Genomic DNA, 19,777 nt, shown 5'->3' with positions numbered 1-19,777 from the left:
CCGGCGTCAGTCTTTCATCATGTGCCGGTTCGATGAGCCGGCATTCGCCACTTTCAGCGAGACGCGAACATGGCCGTCAACTTCCCCTCGATCGATCCCGCAGCGCTTCATCCCGTCCCCGGCGTCACGCTCGGTTACGCGGAGGCGAACATTCGCAAGCCCAATCGCAAGGACGTGCTCGTCATTCGCGTCGATGAAGGCGCGAGCGTCGCGGGCGTTTTCACGCAGAATCGCTTCTGCGCCGCGCCGGTTACGGTCTGCCGTGAGCATCTCGCGGCGGCGGGCCAAGGCGGCAAGGGCATTCGTGCGCTCGTCGTGAATACGGGCAACGCGAACGCGGGCACCGGCGAGCCGGGCATGGCGCACGCGCGCGAAACCTGCGCGGAGCTCGCGCGTCTCGCCAATCTCGATGCGCAGCAAATCCTGCCGTTCTCGACCGGGGTGATTCTGGAGCCGCTGCCGATCGATCGCCTGAAGGCCGGTCTGCCCGCCGCGCTCGCGAATCAACAAGCCGCGCACTGGTTCGACGCCGCGCAAGCGATCATGACGACCGACACGCTGCCGAAGGCGGCGTCGCGCCAGGTAACGATCGACGGTCACGTCGTCACGCTGTCGGGCATCAGCAAGGGCGCGGGCATGATCCGCCCGAACATGGCGACGATGCTCGGCTTCCTCGCATTCGATGCGAACGTCGCGCAGCCGGTCCTCGATCAGCTCGTGAAGCACGTCGCGAATCGTTCGTTCAACTGCATCACGATAGACGGCGATACGTCCACCAACGATTCGTTCATCCTGATCGCGTCGGGGAAGTCGTCGCTGCCCCCGATCACATCGACGGATTCGCCCGCGTACGCCGCATTGCGCGACGCCGTGACCGAAGTGGCGCAGGAACTCGCGCAACTCATCGTGCGCGACGGCGAAGGCGCGACCAAGTTCATGACGATCACGGTGGAGGGCGGCCAGGACGCGGCGGAGTGCCGTCAGATTGCCTACGCGATCGGCCATTCGCCGCTCGTTAAGACCGCGTTCTACGCGTCCGATCCGAACCTCGGCCGCATTCTCGCTGCGATCGGTTATGCGGGCGTAACGGATCTCGATGTCGGCAAGATCGATCTTTATCTCGATGACGTGCTGGTCGCGAAAGCCGGCGGGCGCAATCCCGCGTACAAGGAAGAAGACGGCCAGCGCGTGATGAAGAAGAGCGAGATCCTGATTCGCGTCGTGCTCGGGCGCGGCGACGCGCAAGCGACCGTCTGGACCTGCGACCTTTCGCATGATTACGTGAGCATCAACGCCGACTATCGCTCCTGAACGCGGACAACTCGATGGATAAACTCGAACAATTTCTCACGCGCGCCGAAGCGGTGCTGGCGCGCATCGAAGGCATGTTGCCGCCCGCCGCGCCCGATATCGACTGGGAATCCGCGGTGGCGTTTCGCTGGCGCAAGCGTCAGGGACGCGGCTTCCTGCAACCCGTTTCCGCCATCTCGCAGATCTCGCTCGACGACCTTCAGAACATCGATCGTCAGAAATCGCTCATTCGGCAGAACACGCAACAGTTCGTGAACAAGCTGCCCGCGAACAACGTTCTGCTGACGGGCGCGCGCGGCACGGGCAAGTCGTCGCTGATCAAGGCGTGTCTGAACGCGTATGCGAAGGACGGCTTGCGCCTGATCGAAGTCGACAAGGACGATCTGCATGATCTCGGCGATATTGTCGATCTGATCTCCACGCGGCCCGAGCGTTTCATCGTCTTCTGCGACGATCTCTCGTTCGAGGAAGGCGAGTCGGGCTACAAGGCGCTGAAGGTCGCGCTCGACGGCTCCGTCGCCGCGCAATCGGACAACGTGCTCATCTACGCGACGTCGAACCGCCGCCATCTGTTGCCCGAATACATGAGCGACAACGAGACGTACAAGCACACGTCCGACGGCGAGATTCATCCCGGCGAAGTGGTCGAAGAAAAGATTTCGCTTTCCGAGCGCTTCGGCCTTTGGGTCAGCTTCTATCCGTTCAAGCAGGACGACTATCTGTCGATCGTCGGACACTGGCTGAAGCACTTCGGCTGCGCCGACGCCGAAGTCGAAAGCGCACGCGGCGATGCGCTCGTGTGGGCGCTCGAACGCGGATCGCGCTCGGGCCGCGTGGCGTGGCAATTCGCGCGCGACTGGTCGGGACGCAAGCAATGACCGATGCGAAGCCGGACATCGCGCCCGATGGCCGCAAGGTGACCGAAGTGGCCGTCGGCGTGATGGTGCAGCACGACGGGCGCTATCTGCTTGCGCAGCGGCCCGCGGGCAAACCGTATGAAGGTTACTGGGAGTTTCCCGGTGGCAAACTGGAGCCGGGCGAGAGCATCGAGGCGGCGCTCGGTCGCGAACTGCACGAGGAACTCGGCATCGATGTCACCGCGTGCCAGCTCTGGCGCACGCTGGAGCATGATTATCCTCATGCGTACGTGCGGCTTTTCTTCTGCAAAGTGACGGAGTGGAACGGTTCGCCGGTTGGCCGCGAAGGTCAGGCGATCGCCTGGCAGACGCTTCCCGTCGAGGTCGCGCCGCTCCTGCCGGCAGCCATTCCGATTCTGGAATGGCTCGAAGAGGAAGAGCGCGAATAACGGCGCTCAGTTGAGTCCGCCGCGATTGTCTTCGTCCGGCGGCGTTTCCTGCGAATTACCCGCGATCTTGTACTTCTCGGCCGCCCACGCGCCGAGATCGATCTGCTTGCAGCGCTCGGAACAGAACGGGCGAAAGCGGTTTTCGGGAACCCAGCGGACATCCTTGCCGCAGGTCGGACATTTGACGACAGTGGTCATGACGAATACGAATTGAGCCGGTTACGGACGATATTTGACCACATGAGGCCAAACCGTTCCGATTCAAAGGCTGCAAAGCGTCAGATGAAACGGCACGTCGACATCGACGGCGCGCGGTTTCAGATCGCCGTCCTGCACCGTGAAGCGCACCCACAGCATGTACTTGTTCGCGCTTGCTTCCGGAATCACGCGCGTGTCCGGTGAGACGCGCACTTGCATCAGCTGATACGTGCGGCCGGACAACATCTGCTGGTAGCTGCCCTGCATCGCCATGACTTTCGATGCCTGACCCGACTCACGCGCGAGCCGCAATACGATGGCCGCCGCGTCGCGCAACGCGAGCATGGGCATGACCCACTTCGCGATGTCCTGGCGGCGCTCCTCGACCGGCAACTGCTGCCAGGCGTAATACGACGGCAAATCGAACTTGCACGTTCCGCCGGGAATGATCGTGCGGCTGCGGATGCTCGCGAGCCATTCGTTGTCGGCGAGATGTTGGCCGGTCTTGCCGTGCATTTCGGTGAGGCCGGCGAGCGTCTGCTCGATTTCGCCGAGCACGGCTTCGAGCGCTTCCTGTTCGATGCCCGGATTGCCGCGAAACGGCGCGAGCGTTTGCCGCTGCCGTTCCAGTTCCTTCATGAGGTCGGCTTTGAGGTCCGTGCGGCCAGCGACTTCCGCGATCTCGAAGAGCGTCGTGAGTGCAACGTGATGTTCTCGCGCGTCTTCCTGAGTCAGAAAGAACGTGAAGCGCTCGAACAGGTCTTCGAGGCGCAGCAGCGTCCGGATTCGCTCGTTGAAGGGATACTCGTAAAGGATCAAGCGCGCTCGCCTCGGCGTGGGTCGGTTGCTTCCATGAGCGGAAGTGAGCACATTCTAATGCCGCATCCTCACCCTAGCAAATCGGGCCATATTCGGGCGCCGAATGGCTCGTTTCGGCGGAAAACGGGGAACTTTTCGACGATTTCGCTAACTCAGGCGATCGCCGTCGCGTCATGCGGACGCAAGCGAAAGATAACGGCCGTGCAGTGTTTCGACTTGCTGCGCGAGCGTGTCGAGCGTGGCGGTTTCATCGTTGAGCACGATGTCGTCGGCAGCCGCGAGACGCGCTTCGCGAGACGCCTGCTTCGCGATGATCGCGAGTACCTGTTCGCGCGTGAAGCCGTTGCGCCGCATGACGCGAGCGATCTGCGTCTCGAGGGGGCAATCCACCACGAGCACGCGCGACACGCGGCTCGCCCATTCACCGGACTCGACGAGCAAGGGCACCACGACGATGTGATACGCGCCCTGCGCCGCGAACCGCTGGCGTTCCGCCTCGGCGCGAATCAGCGGATGCACGATGCCTTCGAGGCGCGCCTTCGCGGTGTCGTCGGCGAAGACGAGCGCGCGCATCTTCGCGCGATCGAGCGAGCCGTCCGCCGCGATGAATCCGTCGCCGAATTCGCTCGCGATGAGCGGCATCGCGACGCCGCCCGGCGCCGTGATTCGATGCGCGATCAGGTCCGTGTCGATCAGCGGCACGCCGCGCGCTGCGAAGAGATCAGCGACCGTGCTCTTGCCGCTGCCGATGCCGCCGGTAAGACCAATGCTGAACATCCGTTGCTCCGTTCGGTTCGATCAACCTAACAATGCATAAAGCGGCGTGCCGATGAAAAGCGTGATCGCGCCGCCCGCCGCGAGAAACGGTCCGAACGGCAACGGCTCTTCGAAACGCATGCGCTTGCGCCACGTCGCCACGATGCCGAACGCGGCGCCCGCGACGGCCGCGATCAGAAGCACTTGCGCGAGCGCCGACCATCCGAGCCACGCGCCGATCGCGGCGAGCAGCTTGAAGTCGCCGTAGCCCATGCCTTCCACGCCGCGCACGAGCTTGAAGAGCCAGTACACGCACCACAGGAACAGATAGCCTGCGACTGCGCCCGTCACGGCGTCGTGCAGCGTCGCGAATCCGCCTTCGCCGAAATTGACGAGAAGCCCGGCCCAAAGCAAGGGCAGCGTCAGTACATCGGGAAGATAGCGTGTGTCGTAGTCGATGAGCCCTGCCGTCAGCAAGGCCGCGCATAGACCGAACGCGGCCAGCGCGGGCCACGTGGGACCGAACGCGTAAAGCGATAGCGCCGCCAGCGCGCCGGTCGCGAGTTCGGTCAGCGGATAGCGCGGGCTCACGCGTGCGCCGCATGCCGAGCAACGTCCGCGCAGGGCCAGATAGCTGATGACGGGAATGTTTTCCCACGCGCGCAGCACGTGCTTGCAATGCGGACACGCGCTGCGCGGCACGGCGAGATTGAAGCGCTCGGGATAGGGATCGGCGGCGGCGAATTTGGTGGCATCGGACGCCTCGGGAATGGCAGCGTCGACTTCCGCGCGCCACGCGCGTTCGAGCATGACGGGCAGACGATGCACGACGACAGTAAGAAAACTGCCGATCACGAGGCCGAACACGATGGCGAACCCGTACTGCACGGCCACGGGCAGCGCCGCGAACGCCGCCAGATAGCGGCTCGCGAAATGCGCGGCGGTCGGATCGAACGAAGGCTGCATGATGGACGAACGGTTGCTTTGGCCCGCGATGCTACACCACGTTGCCGAGCTGAATGACAGGAAGATACATCGCGATGACAAGGCCGCCCACGAGCGCGCCCAGCACCGCGATGACGATCGGCTCGCAAAGACTCGCGAAGCCGCCGATGCGCTCGTCCACCTGACGGTCGGCGAGCGTGGCTAGATCGAGAAGCATCGCATCGAGCGCGCCTGATTCTTCGGCGACCGCGATCGGCTGCACGACGTCCTGCGGAAAGCATCCGACGGCGCGCATTGCGGCCGCGAGACGCTCGCCGTTGTGCAGGCGCGCGGCGATGTCGACGGTGGCGCGGTCGAACACGCGGTTTCCTGTGGCATGCGTGAGTGAGTTGAACGCATCCGACAGCGGCGTGCCCGCCGAGAGCAGCGTGCCGAGCGCGCGGCTCCATCGCGCGACCGCGAGCGAGCGCAGCAGCTTGCCTGCAAGCGGCAGGCGCAGCGCGGCGTGATCGGCGGCGGCGCGTGCATCGGGCGAACGCTTCATCCAATTCCATCCGATGAATACCGCAGATGCGGCTGCAATCCCGAACGGCACGCCGACATTCGCGACGCCGTCCGAAAGCGCGAGCACGAAACGCGTCGGCGCGGGCAGCGCGGCGCCGAAGCCGTCGAAGATCGTCTTGAAGGTCGGCACGACGCCGATCAGCAATCCCGCCGTAATCGCGAGCGAAAGCAGCAGCACCATCACGGGATAGGTGAGCGCGGCGCGCAATCTGGCCCGTTGCGACGCCGCCCGCTCGCGGTCGTCGGCGAGGCGGGCGAGCACCGTCGGCAACGCACCCGCGACTTCACCGACCGAAACCAGCTGGCAGTACAGCGTGCCGAACGCAGCCGGATGCCGTGCCAGCGCGCCCGAGAATGGCACGCCGCGCGTGATATCGCGGGCCAGCGCGCGCACGATGCGCGGCATTCCGCTGGCGGACGCGCTGCCGGCGAGCAATTCGAGCGCGCCGACGAGCGGCAGTCCCGCGCGCAGCAGGCCGGCGAGCTGTCGCGTGAAGACGGTCACGTCGGCGGTCCGCGCTTTGGGCGGCGGCGCGGCGCCGAGCGTTTCGAGCAAGGTGACGATCACGCCTTCGCGCCGCAGCGACGCGCGGGCCGCGAGTGCGTCGGCGGCGATGATCTTTCCCCGCATCGGCTGGCCTTCGCTGTCCATGCCGCGCCACGCGAAGCGCAGTTCGAGCGCGTCGTTCATCATTCGATCTCCGTCGCGTCGACTGCTTCGGCGACGCTCGTTACGCCTTCGCGCACGCGCGCGAACGCCGCATCGCGCAACGCGGGCATGCCTTGCGCCTGCGCCGCGCGCGCGATCGCATGCGTCGCGGCGCGCGAGACGATCAACTCGCGCAGTTCATCCGATACCGGCATCACCTGGTGCACGCCGACGCGCCCGCGATAACCGACGCCATGACACGCAGGACAGCCGCGCGGCTCGAACGGATGAAACCCGTCCGCGAGCGCCAACGCCGACGGCGCGCGGCAGAACTCGCACAGCTTGCGCACGAGCCGTTGCGCGGTGACGAGCTTGAGCGCCGACGCGAGGTTGTAAGGCGCGACGCCGATATCGATGAGACGCGCGATCGCGGCGGGCGCATCGTTCGTGTGCAAGGTCGAGAGCACGAGATGGCCCGTTTGCGCAGCCTTCACCGCGACGTCCGCCGTTTCCGCGTCGCGTATTTCGCCGACCATGATGACATCCGGATCCTGACGCATGAACGCGCGCAGCGCCACGGCGAAGGTCAGTCCCGCCTTTTCGCGCACGCTCACCTGATTGATGCCCGCAAGTTGAATTTCGACAGGATCCTCGACCGAGCACACGTTGCGGGCTTCCGCGTTGAGCATCTGGAGGAAGCAGTAGAGCGATACGGTCTTGCCGCTGCCGGTCGGGCCGGTCACGAGGACGAGACCGTGCGGCGCGCGAATCGCCGATTCGACCGCGCGGCCTTGCGCGTCGTCGAGACCGAGCGAGGCGAGCGAAAGGTCGGGCGGCAGCGCTTCGAGCCGCCGCAGCACGAGTTTTTCGCCAAAGAGCGTCGGCAGCGAATTGACGCGATAGTCGCCGATCCGCCCGCCCGGCAGATTCAGGCGCAGCCGGCCGTCCTGCGGCACGCGCCGCTCGGCGATGTCCATTCGCGCCAGCACCTTGATCCGCGTGACGAACGCATCGCGCAAATGGGGCGGCGGGCGCTTCAATACGTGCAACGCGCCATCGACGCGCAGCCGGATGCGCCATGCGTGCTCGGACGGTTCGACATGGATATCGGACGCGCCGCGCTCGGCGGCTTCGCGCAAGGTGTCGGTGAGCAGCGAGACGGCGGGCGTCTCGTGGTCGGATGGCGTTTCGCGGAAGGAAGGGGAAATCATGGCGTCGGCGGTCGAGTCGAGATGATCCGATGATCCCGTCCTCGGCCGTCGGCGCACAGTCGTCCGAATGGCTAACGCAGCGCGTGTCGCGTGCCTTCGGGCGGGCGGAAAATCTTGACGGTTCGGATCGCCTGATCGTCGCTGCGCATCACTTCGAAGGTCACGCCCGCGATCTGCACCGAAACGTCGCCGTCGGGGATGTCTTCGAGCGTTTCGAGGATCAGGCCGTTGAGCGTTTTCGGGCCGTCCGTCGGCAGCGACAGATGCAGCCAGCGGTTCAGTTCGCGCAACGGCATGCTGCCCGCCACGATGCACTCGCCGCTCTCGTCCCAGCCGCCGCGCGAGCCGGCGCCGCGCGGAATCGTCGTCGTGAATTCGCCGATCAGCTCTTCGATGATGTCCTCCGGCGTGACGAGGCCCTGCAATTCGCCGTACTCGTCGACCACGATCGCGATACGGTGGCCGCTTTCCTGGAAGTACTGCAATTGCTGGAAGACAGGCGTGCCCGCGGGCACGAAATACGGTTCGGTGAGCAGTTCGCGCAGCGTGTCGCGCTCGAGTTCCTGGTTGTGCAGCGCCGAGAGCGTCTTGCGCACGTGCAGAATGCCGAGCACGCGATCGATGTCGCCCTGAAAGACGACCAGCTTGTTGTGGTAGCACGTCTCGAGCTGGTGCAGGATCTGTTCGAAGGGCGCGTCGAAGTCGAGCGCTTCGATGCGCCGGCGCGGGATCATCACGTCATCGACGGTGATGTTCTCCAGATCGAACAGATTGAGCAGGATGCTGCGGTGCTTGGTCGGCATGAAGCTGCCCGTCTCCAGCACGATGGTGCGCAACTCTTCGGGCGAGATCCGCTGATCGCGCTTGCCCTTCGTGTTGATGTGCAGTGCGGCGAGAATCGCGTTGGCGAACAGATTGACGAACCAGATGAGCGGCCGCGCGACGCGCATGAGCGGCGCGAGCACGAGGCTCGCCGGCAGCGCCACTTTCTCGGGATACGTCGCGCCGACGATCTTCGGCGCGATTTCCGCGAACACGATGATCAGGAATGCAATGACGCCCGTCGTGATCGACAGGACGAGGTTGTTATGGCCGAAGGTGCGCAGCGCGATGGATGTCGTGAGCACCGGGATGATCGTGTTGATCAGGTTGTTGCCGATCAGGATGACCGAGAGAAGCTGATCGGTCTTCGCGAGCAGGCCTTGCGTCGTGCGGGCGCGTAGCGATCCTTGGCTCGCCAGATATTTCAGGCGATGGCGATTGAGCGCCATCATCGACGTTTCGGAGATCGAGAAGAAGCCGGAAAGGAAGAGAAGCAGAAAAATGGCGCAAATTTGCGCCCATAAGGGAAGGTTGTCCACGCGGTGATCGAGTAGGGGCGGAGATGGGAGGCAATATAGCAGACGGGCCGGCAAGCTCGCCCTCGGCCTTTCGGCCAGCGTACGCGGTTTTGCCGCCGGAAATAAAAAACCCGCATGGCGAACCATGCGGGTTTTTGCAATTCTGGTCGGGGTGAGAGGATTCGAACCTCCGGCCTCTACGTCCCGAACGTAGCGCTCTACCAGGCTAAGCTACACCCCGAATTTGACCAACTTGGACTCTTACGCTGCTTCAGTCTCGTTCAAGACTGCCGTGACGTCGAGTAAGAACATAATTCTAGCAGGCTATCTTTGTAGATGGAAGAGGGAAATGAAGAAATCGCATTTGCCGCTGCCTGAGCTTCCTTGCGCGCGCATTCCAGCGTGTGATCGAGCGCGCCGGACGTCGTGATTGCGTGGAAGATCGTGTCGAAGCGATCCGTGCCGCCTTGCTCGATCGCCTCGCGTGCGAGGGCCGCCTGGTCCGGCGTGCCGTGCTCCATCAAATAAATGAGCGGCAGGGTGGGCTTGCCTTCGCGCAGGTCGTCGCCGGCGTTCTTGCCCATCGATTCGGGCGTGCCGGTGTAGTCGAGCCAGTCGTCCATGATCTGGAACGCCGTGCCGATGCGCCGGCCGAACTCCGCCGCCGCCGCTTCGGTCCGCGCATCCGCACCCGAAAGCACCGCGCCGAGCTGCGCCGCCGCTTCGAACAGCTTCGCCGTCTTGTAGCGGATCACCTGCATGTAGCGTGCTTCGTCCACGTCCGGATCGTGCATGTTGAGCAGTTGCAGCACTTCGCCTTCGGAAATGATGTTGGTCGCGACGGACAGGATTTCCATCACGCGCATCTTGCCGACGCTCACCATCATCTCGAACGAGCGCGAATACAGGAAGTCGCCGACCAGCACGCTTGCCGCATTGCCAAACAGCGCGTTCGCGGTCTTGCGGCCGCGGCGCAAATCCGATTCGTCGACGACGTCGTCGTGCAGCAGCGTCGCCGTGTGGATGAACTCAACCACCGCCGCCAATTCGTGACGATGCCCGGTCGTGTCGCCCAGCGCGCCCGAGACGAGGAGCAGCAGCGCCGGCCGCAGCCGCTTGCCGCCCGCGCCGATGATGTACTCCGAAATCTGGTTGATCAGCATCACTTCTGATGCCAGGCGCTGCCGGATGACGCGATTGACCTGCTGCATGTCCTCGGCGATCGGGGCGAGCAGCGCGGCGGCGTTGGGAGAGGAAGTGGCGGTGGACGACATGATCGGCAAAAAGGGTAATCCGGCGGATTATAAGGCGAATCCGACAGACGCCGGGTGGTCCGGTGTTCCGACTCGCGCAATGTCGGCGAATTTCGGCTGCGATTCGCTTCGTTTTCGCCGAGGTTCGGAGCCGGATCGCGCGTTGCGCCGCCCGCGCGGGCATCGTCACGGCGCTTTGACGTTGAGCGTAACTCTATGTATAATCGCGTGTTTTCCCCGCGTGGTGCGTGGAAAAAGAATTCTGAGTGAGGTTCTCAATGTACGCGGTCATAAAAACCGGCGGCAAGCAGTACAAAGTTGCCGTTGGCGAAAAACTTAAAGTAGAACAGATACCGGCAGACATTGACGCTGAAATCACGCTCGACCAGGTTCTCGCAGTAGGCGAAGGCGAATCGATTCAGTTCGGTACGCCGCTGGTCAGTGGGGCTTCCGTCAAGGCTACCGTCGTGTCCCAAGGTCGTCACAAGAAAGTGACCATCTTCAAGATGCGCCGCCGGAAGCACTACCAAAAGCACGCTGGCCATCGCCAGAACTACACCGAACTGCGCATCGACGCGATCAACGCGTAAGCGCATCGGTTAAGGAGCTAAGCAAATGGCACACAAAAAAGCAGGCGGGTCTTCCCGCAACGGCCGCGACTCCGAGAGCAAACGCCTCGGCGTGAAGGTGTACGGCGGCCAGGCAATCAACGCAGGCGGCATCATCGTTCGCCAGCGCGGCACGCGCATGCACCCGGGTGAGAATGTCGGCATCGGCAAGGATCACACGCTGTTCGCGCTGGCCGACGGTCACGTCAAGTTCGTGACCAAGGGCGCTGCGAAGAAGCACACGGTCGTCGTCGTCCCGGCAGCGTAAGTTTTACGCACGGGCTTCAGGACCGAAGAAATGGCCCCGCGAAGTTCGCGGGGCCATTTTTATTTGGTGCGGTCAAAAATTGGTTATGAGTGACCGGCCAGGTCGGTCACGGCAGAATAGAGCGAATACACGGGACGGAGCAACGCATGAAGTTCATTGACGAAGCGAGGATCGAAGTCATCGCCGGCGACGGAGGAGATGGCAGCGCGTCGATGCGCCGCGAAAAGTTCGTCCCGTTCGGCGGACCGGACGGCGGCGACGGCGGGCGCGGCGGCAGCGTCTACGCGGTCGGCGACCGCAACATCAACACGCTGATCGACTACCGGTTCTCCAAGAAGCATCAGGCGCGCAACGGCGAAAACGGCCGCGGCGCGGATTGCTACGGCAAGGGCGGCGACGACATCACGCTGCGCATGCCGGTCGGCACGATCATTTCGGATCAGGAAACGGGCGAGATCATCGCCGATCTGACCGAGCACAATCAGCAGGTCTTGATCGCGAAGGGCGGTGCGGGCGGCCTCGGCAACCTGCATTTCAAGTCGAGCACGAACCGCGCGCCGCGTCAGAAAACCGACGGCAAGCCGGGCGAGCGCCGCATGCTCAAACTCGAGCTGAAAGTGCTCGCGGATGTCGGTCTGCTCGGCATGCCGAACGCGGGCAAGTCCACTTTCATCTCGTCGGTGTCGAACGCGCGGCCGAAGATCGCGGATTATCCGTTCACGACGCTCGCGCCGAATCTCGGCGTAGTGCGCGTCGGGCCGAGCAAGAGCTTCGTGATCGCGGACATTCCGGGTCTCATCGAAGGCGCGGCGGAAGGCGCGGGCCTCGGGCATCGTTTCCTGCGGCACTTGCAGCGCACGGGCGTGCTGCTGCATCTCGTCGACATGGCCCCGTTCGATGAAAACGTCGATCCGGTCGCGGAAGCGAAGGCGATCGTCAACGAACTGCGCAAGTACGACGAGCAGCTTTACGAGAAGCCGCGCTGGCTCGTGCTGAACAAGCTCGACATGGTGCCGGAAGACGAACGCGAGGCGCGCATCGCCGATTTCGTCGAGCGCTTCGAATGGGACGGTCCGGTCTACGAGATTTCGGCGTTGACCGGTCAGGGCTGCGAGGCGCTCACCTACGCGATCTACGATTACATCTCGCAGCATTCGGACGCATCGCGCGCGGCTGAAGCGGAAGATCTGGCCGCCGACGTGCGCTTCCGCGACGACGAAACGAAGGAATAAAGCAACCACGAGGAGAAAGCGCACGATGCGTTCGGTCATCGCCGCTGCGAAGCGAATCGTAGTGAAAGTAGGGTCGAGCCTCGTCACCAATGACGGTCGCGGGCTCGATCATGCGGCAATCTCGCGCTGGGCGTCGCAGATCGCGGCGCTGCGCGAACAGGGCAAGGAAGTCGTGCTCGTGAGTTCGGGCGCGATCGCGGAAGGCATTCACCGGCTCGGCTGGACAAAGCGACCGCGCGAAATCGACGAATTGCAGGCGGCGGCCGCGGTCGGCCAGATGGGTCTCGCGCAAGTCTACGAAAGCAGCTTCGGCGCGCACGGCATCCGCACCGCGCAGATTCTGCTCACGCACGCCGATCTCGCCGATCGCGAACGCTATCTGAACGCGCGCTCGACGCTGCTCACGCTGCTGCGCCTGGGCGCCGTGCCGATCATCAACGAGAACGACACCGTCATCACCGACGAAATCAAGTTCGGCGACAACGACACGCTCGGCGCGCTCGTCGCGAATCTGATCGAAGGCGATGCGCTCGTCATTCTCACCGATCAGCGTGGCCTCTTCACCGCCGATCCGCGCAAGGACCCGAACGCGACGCTCGTCGAGCAAGCCGACGCCGGCACGCCCGAACTCGAGCAGATGGCGGGCGGCGCGGGTTCGAGCCTAGGACGCGGCGGCATGCTGACCAAGATTCTCGCTGCGAAGCGTGCCGCGCACAGCGGCGCGAACACGGTCATCGCGAGCGGCCGCGAAGCCGATGTGCTCACGCGCCTCGCATCGGGCGAGATGATCGGCACGCAACTCATCGCGCGCACCGCACGCATGGCGGCGCGCAAGCAGTGGATGGCGGATCACTTGCAGGTGCGCGGGCATGTCGTCATCGACAAGGGCGCGGTCAACAAGCTCACCGCCGACGGCAAGAGCCTTTTGCCCATCGGCGTCATCGACGTGAAAGGCGCCTTCGATCGCGGCGAAGTAATCGCGTGCGTCGACGATCAAGGGCAGGAAGTCGCGCGCGGCATCACGAACTACAGCAGTTCGGAGGCGCGGCTGATTCATCGCCGGCCGAGCGGCGAGATCGAATCGGTGCTCGGCTACATGCTGGAGCCGGAACTGATCCATCGCGACAATCTCGTGCTCGTCTGAAACGAAAACGCCCGCTGAATCAGCGGGCGTTTTCACATCGTCACGCCGACGCGCGGCGCAATCAGCGCAGATTGATCACGCTTTGCGTGCGCTTGTATTCCATGTTGTTGACGATCTGTTTCGCGGTGCCGACGGGCAGCTTGCTCGTGCAGAAATAATCCTGATAGAGCGCCGCCTGATACGCGTTCAGCTCGCCGTTTTCGATGCGCTTGAAGTCGAATGCGGAACCTTGATCCCAGCCGTTCTGATCGTCGTTGATGCTCGCGTAGCGACGCCATTCGTAGGTGTCGCAACGAATGCCTTCATAGTTGACGTTGCGCGCGCCCGCCGGACTCGTCGCGACGATCACGTAACGAATGACGCCATCCTTGCCGACCGTGAGCGTGGTCTTGTCGACGGCGAACGTGAGCGGCGTGTTCTGCGACACGTTGAACGCGACCAGATTCGATGCCTGCGGCAGCGGTGGCATCGTGTCGATTTTTTCTTCGGTCCAGTTCGGCTTGCGGTCGAGCAGATAGGTGAACACGCCGTCGTCCTGCGTGGACGGCGCCTTGTTGCTGGAACAGCCGGCGAGCACGGCGAGCGCTGCCGCGGATGCCGCGATTACCGCGAGTGAGGCATTCACTTTCAATTGGGTCTTCCCGGAAACATGCGCGCGGGCTTCATGCGCCCGCCCGGCGGAACAAAGCGAGATGGCACGGCGAGAAGTTCGCCGTGCCATCGATCGCAATCGAGTTGAGTGTCAAAGTGCTCGAAGCGTTGCAGTGCCCGGATTCACGATGAGCGCTGCACGATCACATGCACTTCTTCGCTGACCGTGCATTCTGCCTGAACTGCCGCGCCGGAGGCAGTAACGGCAGGAGCTTCGATCGTCATCGTCTGGACGACGCGTGGATAGCGCGGTCCGTGATGCGCGGCTCGCTCGCCGCGCTCACCGCGGGAGTTGGTACGCCGCAGAAAGCGGGACAGCTCGGATAGAGCCATTTGATAAACGTCGCGCTTGAACTCGATGACCGCATCCAGCGGTACCCAATACTCGTTCCAGCGCCAGGCATCGAATTCCGGATGGTCCGTCGCGCGCAGGCAGATGTCGCAATCGCGGCCCACCATGCGCAGCAGAAACCAGATCTGTTTCTGACCGCGATAATGTCCGCGCACCTCGCGCTTGATGAACTTGTCCGGCACCTCATAACGCAGCCAGTCGCGCGTGCGACCCACAACTTTTACATGCTCCGGTAGCAGGCCGGTTTCTTCGTGTAACTCCCGATACATCGCTTGCACAGGGGTCTCACCGTATTTGATGCCCCCTTGCGGAAACTGCCAGGAATGTTCACGCAGCCGCTTGCCCCAAAACACTTCGTTGCGCGCGTTCAAGAGGATGATGCCGACGTTCGGGCGAAAGCCTTCACGATCCAGCATACAGCCACCTTCAAATCCTTTAAAATTGCTTTGATTATAAACAGTTATTGGCCTCGACGCACTGGCACGAACCCCAATTCGGGGCATCCGTGTGAATGTCTTTGCCAGAGCATCCGGCAGGCGGCAAAATCTTCTTTTCTCGCCGGTCGTTCCGTCGTTCACCTTGATCCGCCTGCTTCGGCGCTGTCCGCTCCGAAGCGCGCCGCATTTGGAAAATTTGAATGAAAGCATCCCGTTTCTTCATCGGCACCCTGAAGGAAGCTCCCGCCGACGCCGAGATCGTCAGCCACAAGCTGATGATGCGTGCAGGCATGATCCGCCGCGTCGCGGGCGGCATCTACGATTACATGCCGATCGGTCTGCGCTCGGTGCGCAAGGTCGAGGCCATCGTGCGTGAAGAGATGAACCGCGCGGGCGCGCTCGAATTGCTGATGCCCGCCGTGCAGCCCGCCGAACTGTGGCAGGAGTCGGGCCGCTGGGAGCAATACGGCCCGGAACTGCTGCGTTTCAAGGATCGCCACGAGCGCGATTTCGTCATGGGCCCGACGCACGAGGAAGTCGTGACGGACATCGCGCGCCGCGAGATCAAGAGCTATCGCCAGTTGCCGGTGAACTTCTATCAGATTCAAACGAAGTTCCGCGACGAAATCCGCCCGCGCTTCGGCGTGATGCGCGGCCGCGAATTCATCATGAAGGACGCCTATTCCTTCGATAAAGACCTCGACGGCCTCGCAGAGTCGTATCGCAAGATGTACGAAGCCTACGTGCGCATCTTCACGCGCATCGGGCTGGAGTTCCGCGCGGTCGCGGCGGACAACGGTTCGATCGGCGGCAGCGGTTCGCATGAATTCCACGTGATCGCCGATACGGGCGAGGATGACATCGCGTATTGCCCGAGCTCGGACTTCGCGGCGAACGTCGAAGCCGCCGATGCGCTGCCGCTCATCGCGCAACGCGCCGCGCCGACCGAAGAACTGAAGAAGACGCCCACGCCCGGCGCCGCGAAGTGCGAGGCGGTCGCGCAGCTTCTGAACATTCCGCTGGAACGCACGATCAAGTCGATCGTTCTCGCGACCGACAACGAAGGCGCCGAACCGACCATCTGGTTGCTGATGCTGCGCGGCGATCACTCGCTCAACGACATCAAGACGGGCAAGCTGCCGGGCCTGAAGGGTTATCGCTTCGCGACGGAAGCCGAGATCGTCGAATGGTTCGGCACGCCGCCGGGCTACCTCGGTCCGCTCAACACGAAGAAGCCGGTGCGCGTGATCGCGGACCGCACGGTCGCGAACATGAGCGACTTCGTCGTCGGCACGAACGAGGTCGATTACCACACGACCGGCGTGAACTGGGGCCGCGATCTGCCCGAGCCGGAAGTCGCGGACATTCGCAATGTCGTCGCGGGCGATCCGTCGCCGGACGGCAAGGGCACGCTCGAAATCTGCCGCGGCATCGAAGTGGGTCACGTGTTCCAGCTCGGCACGAAGTATTCCGATTCGATGGGCGCGACCTTCCTCGACGAAAACGGCAAGCCCGCGCCGATGCAGATGGGCTGCTACGGCATCGGCGTGACGCGCGTGCTGGGCGCGGCAATCGAACAGAATTTCGACGACAAGGGCATTATCTGGCCGGAAGCCATTGCGCCGTTCGAAGTCGTGATCTGCCCGATGGGCTACGACCGCAGCGACGCCGTGCGCGAGCAGGCCGACAAGCTGTACGCGACGCTGCAGCAGGCCGGCATCGACGTGATTCTCGACGATCGCGGCGAGCGTCCGGGTGTGATGTTCGCGGACTGGGAATTGATCGGCGTGCCGCATCGCATCGTGATCGGCGATCGCGGGCTGAAGGAAGGCAAGCTGGAATATCAGGGCCGCCGCGACGCGGAAGCCACGCTGCTGCCGGTCGATGAAGCCGCCGATGTCGTCGTCGGGAAAGTGCGGGCCGCGCTCGCGAAGTAATGCAGTACAACTTCCTGTCGGCGACGATCCTGCTGCTGCTGATCACCGATCCGCTCGGCAATATCCCGATCTTCATCAACGCGCTGCGCGGCGTCGCCAAAGAGCGGCGCCGCGTTGTCGTGCTGCGCGAAGTGGCGATCGCGTTCGTCATTCTGCTGGTGTTCATGCTGGCGGGCGATCGCTTCCTGCGCGCGATGAACCTCACCGATGTCTCGTTGCGCATCGCGGGCGGCATCGTGCTGTTTCTGATCGCGCTGCGCATGATCTTTCCGCATCCGGACGGCGCGATGGGCGGCGATTCGCGCGGCGGCGAGCCGCTGATCGTGCCGCTCGCGATTCCGGCGCTGGCGGGGCCATCGGCGCTCGCGACCGTGATGCTGCTGACGTCGCAGGCGCCCGGCAAAATGTTCGAATGGATCGGCGCGCTCACGGTGACGATGATCGTCTGCGCGATCGTGCTGATTCTCGCCGAGAAGATTCAGCAATGGCTCGGCGAGCGCGTGGTGACGGCTTTCGAGCGTTTGATGGGGCTTGTCCTTGTCGCGATTTCCGTCGAGATGATGCTCACGGGCATACGCACTTTCGTGCATCAGCTATGAAAAAAGCGGCCCGCGGGCCGCTTTTCTTTTGGATACGGGCGGGGATCACGCCCCTTCCGTCAACGCCCGGATCGTCGGCAGATTACGCCAGTAACCCTTCGCGTCCATCCCGCAGCCGAACACGTAACGATCCGGCACTTCGAATCCGCAAAAATCCGGACGCAGCGGCTTCGCCTTCGGGATGATCTTCTCGCACAGCACCGCGGACAGAAACGTCTTCGCGCCCATCGCCATGATGCGATCGCGGATCGCGGCCATCGTTTCGCCTTCGTCGAGAATATCGTCGAGCACGAGCACCACGCGATCCTTCACCGATTCCGCCGGCGCGACGCGCCACTGCATCTCGCTGCCGCCCTTGATGGCGTTGCGATAGCGCGTCAGGTGGATGTAATCGAACTCGAGCGGGAAGTCGAGATGCGGCAGCAGCATGCCGGTGAACACGGCCGCGCCCCCCATGACCGAGAGCACGAGCGGGAAGTCGTCTTTCGTCGCAGCCTTGATGGCCGTGGCCATCTTGCCGATCGATGCGTTGACTTCGTCAGCCGTCACGATCTCTTCTGAGTGGCTGAAAATATGGAGGGCTTCTTCGCGATTCATAAGGGGAAGCGGGAAAGGCTGACTTCTAAGTGTGGAAAAAAACGGCGGCGTGCGCCATATGATAAACCCGCGTTTCTTTCGAGTCGGACGCCCGAAGAGAACGCGGGTTCAATAAACGTGCGGGTCAGCGCATGCCGGGCAGCATGCCCTTCATGCCGCGCATCATCTTTTGCAGGTTGCCGCCTTTCAGCTTCTTCATCATGCCGCGCATCTGCTCGTACTGGTTGAGCATGCGGTTCACCTCCTGAACGTGCACGCCCGCGCCCGCGGCGATACGGCGTTTGCGCGCCGCCTTGATGAGCTCCGGCTTCGCGCGTTCCTGCAGCGTCATCGAATTGATGATGCCTTCCATGCGGCGCATCTGCTTTTCCGCGTTGTTCATGTCCGCGCCTTGCGCGGCCTGCTGAAACTGCGCGGGCAGCTTGTCCATGAGCGATGAGAGGCCGCCCATCTTCTTCATTTGCGAGAGCTGCGCCTTGAAGTCGTTCAGATCGAAGTCGCCGCCTTTCTTGACCTTGTCGGCGAGCTTCTGCGCGGCCTGGCTGTCGACGCCGCGTTGCGCTTCCTCGACGAGCGCGAGAATGTCGCCCATGCCGAGAATCCGGTTCGCCATGCGATCCGGATGGAAGACTTCGAGGCCGTCGAGCTTTTCCGCGACGCCGACGAACTTGATCGGCTTGCCGGTGACGTTGCGCACCGAAAGCGCCGCGCCGCCGCGCGAATCGCCGTCGAGCTTGGTGAGCACGACGCCGGTGAGCGGCAGCGCGTCGTTGAACGCCTTCGCGGTGTTGACCGCGTCCTGCCCCAACATGGCGTCGACGACGAAGAGCGTTTCAGCGGGCTTGAGCAGCGCGTGCAGCTCGCTGATTTCCTTCATCATCGCTTCGTCGATACCGAGACGGCCGGCCGTATCGACGATCACCACGTCGTGATAGTGCCGCTTCGCCCAGTCGATCGCCGCGCGCGCGATATCCGCGGGCTTCTGATTCGCTTCCGACGGGAAGAAGTCGGCGCCGACCTGTTCCGTCACCGTCTGCAACTGACGGATAGCGGCGGGGCGATACACGTCGACGGAAACGGTGAGGACCTTCTTCTTGCTCTTTTCGCGCAGCAGCTTGGCGAGCTTGCCGGTCGTGGTGGTTTTGCCCGCGCCCTGCAGACCGGCCATCAGGATCACGGCGGGCGGCGCGACCGCCAGATTCAGCTCGGCTGCCTTGCCTTCGTAATCGCCGCCGATCACGGCCGTCAGTTCCTTCTGGACGACGCCGACGAGCGCCTGACCCGGCGACAGGCTCGACAGCACTTCCTCGCCGAGCGCCTTTTCCTTCACCTTCGCGATGAACTCGCGCACGACCGGCAGCGCGACGTCGGCCTCGAGCAGCGCGAGACGCACTTCCCGCAACATCTCTTGCGTGTTGGCCTCGGTGAGCCGGGCTTCGCCGCGCAGCGTCTTGACGACGCGGGCCATCCGTTGAGTCAGGTTATCGAGCATGGGAAACGGTAGTGAATGCGGCCCTTTTTCAGCGCAAAACGACGTAATCGCCCCGCGTTGCCGCAAGGGAGAAAACGTCGTGATTCAAGGGCCTAGTGTAAACTTCGA

The 19,777-nt window shown here is 63.4% G+C and carries 21 protein-coding genes and 1 tRNA gene; 9 read left to right on the top strand and 13 right to left on the bottom strand.

Going from position 1 to position 19,777, the window contains the following annotated elements:
* The first annotated feature begins 69 nt into the window (after window positions 1-69).
* Genes argJ through LDZ23_RS11975 form a run of 3 tightly spaced genes read left to right on the top strand, consistent with a single transcriptional unit; the run spans window position 70 to window position 2,617 of the window.
* The gene (argJ, locus tag LDZ23_RS11985) at window positions 70-1,311 is read left to right on the top strand and encodes a bifunctional glutamate N-acetyltransferase/amino-acid acetyltransferase ArgJ (RefSeq protein WP_239295170.1); all 1,242 of its coding nucleotides are present in this window, start codon (window positions 70-72) and stop codon (window positions 1,309-1,311) included.
* Between the two features lie 14 nt (window positions 1,312-1,325).
* A complete protein-coding gene (locus LDZ23_RS11980) occupies window positions 1,326-2,189 on the top strand; it encodes an ATP-binding protein (protein ID WP_239295169.1) in 864 nt (287 codons plus the stop codon).
* A complete protein-coding gene (locus LDZ23_RS11975) occupies window positions 2,186-2,617 on the top strand; it encodes an NUDIX domain-containing protein (RefSeq protein WP_008342968.1) in 432 nt (143 codons plus the stop codon). Before LDZ23_RS11980 ends, LDZ23_RS11975 begins: the two co-directional genes overlap by 4 nt.
* A 6-nt stretch (window positions 2,618-2,623) precedes the next feature.
* Here the strand turns inward: LDZ23_RS11975 and yacG are convergent, their stop codons facing one another.
* From yacG to LDZ23_RS11930, 9 genes are all read right to left on the bottom strand, one after another.
* Window positions 2,624-2,815, bottom strand: a complete 192-nt coding sequence (gene yacG, locus LDZ23_RS11970) for a DNA gyrase inhibitor YacG (protein ID WP_008342966.1) — start codon at window positions 2,813-2,815, stop codon at window positions 2,624-2,626.
* 63 nt (window positions 2,816-2,878) lie between these two features.
* Entirely contained in the window at window positions 2,879-3,634 is a 756-nt protein-coding gene (gene zapD, locus LDZ23_RS11965; protein ID WP_008342965.1) for a cell division protein ZapD, read from the bottom strand.
* A 171-nt stretch (window positions 3,635-3,805) separates the two neighbouring features.
* Entirely contained in the window at window positions 3,806-4,411 is a 606-nt protein-coding gene (coaE, locus tag LDZ23_RS11960; RefSeq protein WP_244807649.1) for a dephospho-CoA kinase, read from the bottom strand.
* Window positions 4,412-4,432: 21 nt separating this feature from the next.
* Complete coding sequence (locus LDZ23_RS11955; RefSeq protein ID WP_175982749.1) at window positions 4,433-5,356, bottom strand: prepilin peptidase; 924 nt, start codon at window positions 5,354-5,356, stop codon at window positions 4,433-4,435.
* A 31-nt stretch (window positions 5,357-5,387) separates the two neighbouring features.
* On the bottom strand, window positions 5,388-6,593 hold the full coding sequence (locus LDZ23_RS11950) for a type II secretion system F family protein (RefSeq protein WP_244807648.1): 1,206 nt from the start codon (window positions 6,591-6,593) through the stop codon (window positions 5,388-5,390).
* Window positions 6,590-7,759: a GspE/PulE family protein gene (locus LDZ23_RS11945; RefSeq protein WP_244807647.1), complete on the bottom strand. Its 1,170-nt coding sequence runs from the start codon at window positions 7,757-7,759 to the stop codon at window positions 6,590-6,592. The genes LDZ23_RS11950 and LDZ23_RS11945 overlap by 4 nt, the downstream gene beginning before the upstream one ends.
* A 71-nt stretch (window positions 7,760-7,830) precedes the next feature.
* Window positions 7,831-9,120 carry an HlyC/CorC family transporter gene (locus LDZ23_RS11940; protein ID WP_034471461.1) on the bottom strand — a complete coding sequence of 430 codons (1,290 nt, stop codon included), beginning with the start codon at window positions 9,118-9,120 and terminating at the stop codon, window positions 7,831-7,833.
* A gap of 143 nt (window positions 9,121-9,263) precedes the next feature.
* Window positions 9,264-9,340, bottom strand: a tRNA-Pro gene (locus LDZ23_RS11935).
* 40 nt (window positions 9,341-9,380) lie between these two features.
* Window positions 9,381-10,373 carry a polyprenyl synthetase family protein gene (locus LDZ23_RS11930; RefSeq protein ID WP_008342955.1) on the bottom strand — a complete coding sequence of 331 codons (993 nt, stop codon included), beginning with the start codon at window positions 10,371-10,373 and terminating at the stop codon, window positions 9,381-9,383.
* A gap of 257 nt (window positions 10,374-10,630) precedes the next feature.
* On the opposite strand from LDZ23_RS11930, the gene rplU reads away from it, so the two are divergent.
* The 4 genes from rplU (at window position 10,631) to proB (ending at window position 13,604) form a co-directional block, all read left to right on the top strand.
* Window positions 10,631-10,942, top strand: a complete 312-nt coding sequence (gene rplU, locus LDZ23_RS11925) for a 50S ribosomal protein L21 (protein WP_008342953.1) — start codon at window positions 10,631-10,633, stop codon at window positions 10,940-10,942.
* 25 nt (window positions 10,943-10,967) lie between these two features.
* A complete protein-coding gene (rpmA, locus tag LDZ23_RS11920; protein WP_008342952.1) occupies window positions 10,968-11,228 on the top strand; it encodes a 50S ribosomal protein L27 in 261 nt (86 codons plus the stop codon).
* A 146-nt stretch (window positions 11,229-11,374) separates the two neighbouring features.
* Entirely contained in the window at window positions 11,375-12,460 is a 1,086-nt protein-coding gene (cgtA, locus tag LDZ23_RS11915; RefSeq protein ID WP_008342949.1) for an Obg family GTPase CgtA, read from the top strand.
* A 25-nt stretch (window positions 12,461-12,485) separates the two neighbouring features.
* Entirely contained in the window at window positions 12,486-13,604 is a 1,119-nt protein-coding gene (gene proB, locus LDZ23_RS11910) for a glutamate 5-kinase (protein ID WP_008342948.1), read from the top strand.
* Window positions 13,605-13,665: 61 nt separating this feature from the next.
* On the opposite strand, the gene LDZ23_RS11905 is transcribed toward proB, so the two are convergent.
* Together LDZ23_RS11905 and LDZ23_RS11900 are read right to left on the bottom strand one after the other, a co-directional pair.
* Window positions 13,666-14,229: a CNP1-like family protein gene (locus LDZ23_RS11905; protein ID WP_033537265.1), complete on the bottom strand. Its 564-nt coding sequence runs from the start codon at window positions 14,227-14,229 to the stop codon at window positions 13,666-13,668.
* Between the two features lie 149 nt (window positions 14,230-14,378).
* A complete protein-coding gene (locus LDZ23_RS11900; protein ID WP_008342943.1) occupies window positions 14,379-15,023 on the bottom strand; it encodes an RNA pyrophosphohydrolase in 645 nt (214 codons plus the stop codon).
* Between the two features lie 221 nt (window positions 15,024-15,244).
* On the opposite strand from LDZ23_RS11900, the gene LDZ23_RS11895 reads away from it, so the two are divergent.
* The gene (locus tag LDZ23_RS11895) at window positions 15,245-16,981 is read left to right on the top strand and encodes a proline--tRNA ligase (RefSeq protein WP_008342941.1); all 1,737 of its coding nucleotides are present in this window, start codon (window positions 15,245-15,247) and stop codon (window positions 16,979-16,981) included.
* A complete protein-coding gene (locus LDZ23_RS11890) occupies window positions 16,981-17,580 on the top strand; it encodes a MarC family protein (RefSeq protein ID WP_008342940.1) in 600 nt (199 codons plus the stop codon). The genes LDZ23_RS11895 and LDZ23_RS11890 overlap by 1 nt, the downstream gene beginning before the upstream one ends.
* Window positions 17,581-17,625: 45 nt before the next feature.
* Here LDZ23_RS11890 and LDZ23_RS11885 read toward each other — a convergent pair whose 3' ends face one another.
* Window positions 17,626-18,177: a hypoxanthine-guanine phosphoribosyltransferase gene (locus LDZ23_RS11885; RefSeq protein WP_008342939.1), complete on the bottom strand. Its 552-nt coding sequence runs from the start codon at window positions 18,175-18,177 to the stop codon at window positions 17,626-17,628.
* 124 nt (window positions 18,178-18,301) lie between these two features.
* Complete coding sequence (gene ffh, locus LDZ23_RS11880; RefSeq protein WP_008342937.1) at window positions 18,302-19,669, bottom strand: signal recognition particle protein; 1,368 nt, start codon at window positions 19,667-19,669, stop codon at window positions 18,302-18,304.
* Window positions 19,670-19,777: the final 108 nt, after the last annotated feature.

This window comes from Caballeronia zhejiangensis (assembly GCF_022879815.1).
Classification (GTDB): domain Bacteria; phylum Pseudomonadota; class Gammaproteobacteria; order Burkholderiales; family Burkholderiaceae; genus Caballeronia; species Caballeronia zhejiangensis.
This window is presented reverse-complemented; position numbering and strand designations above follow the sequence as displayed.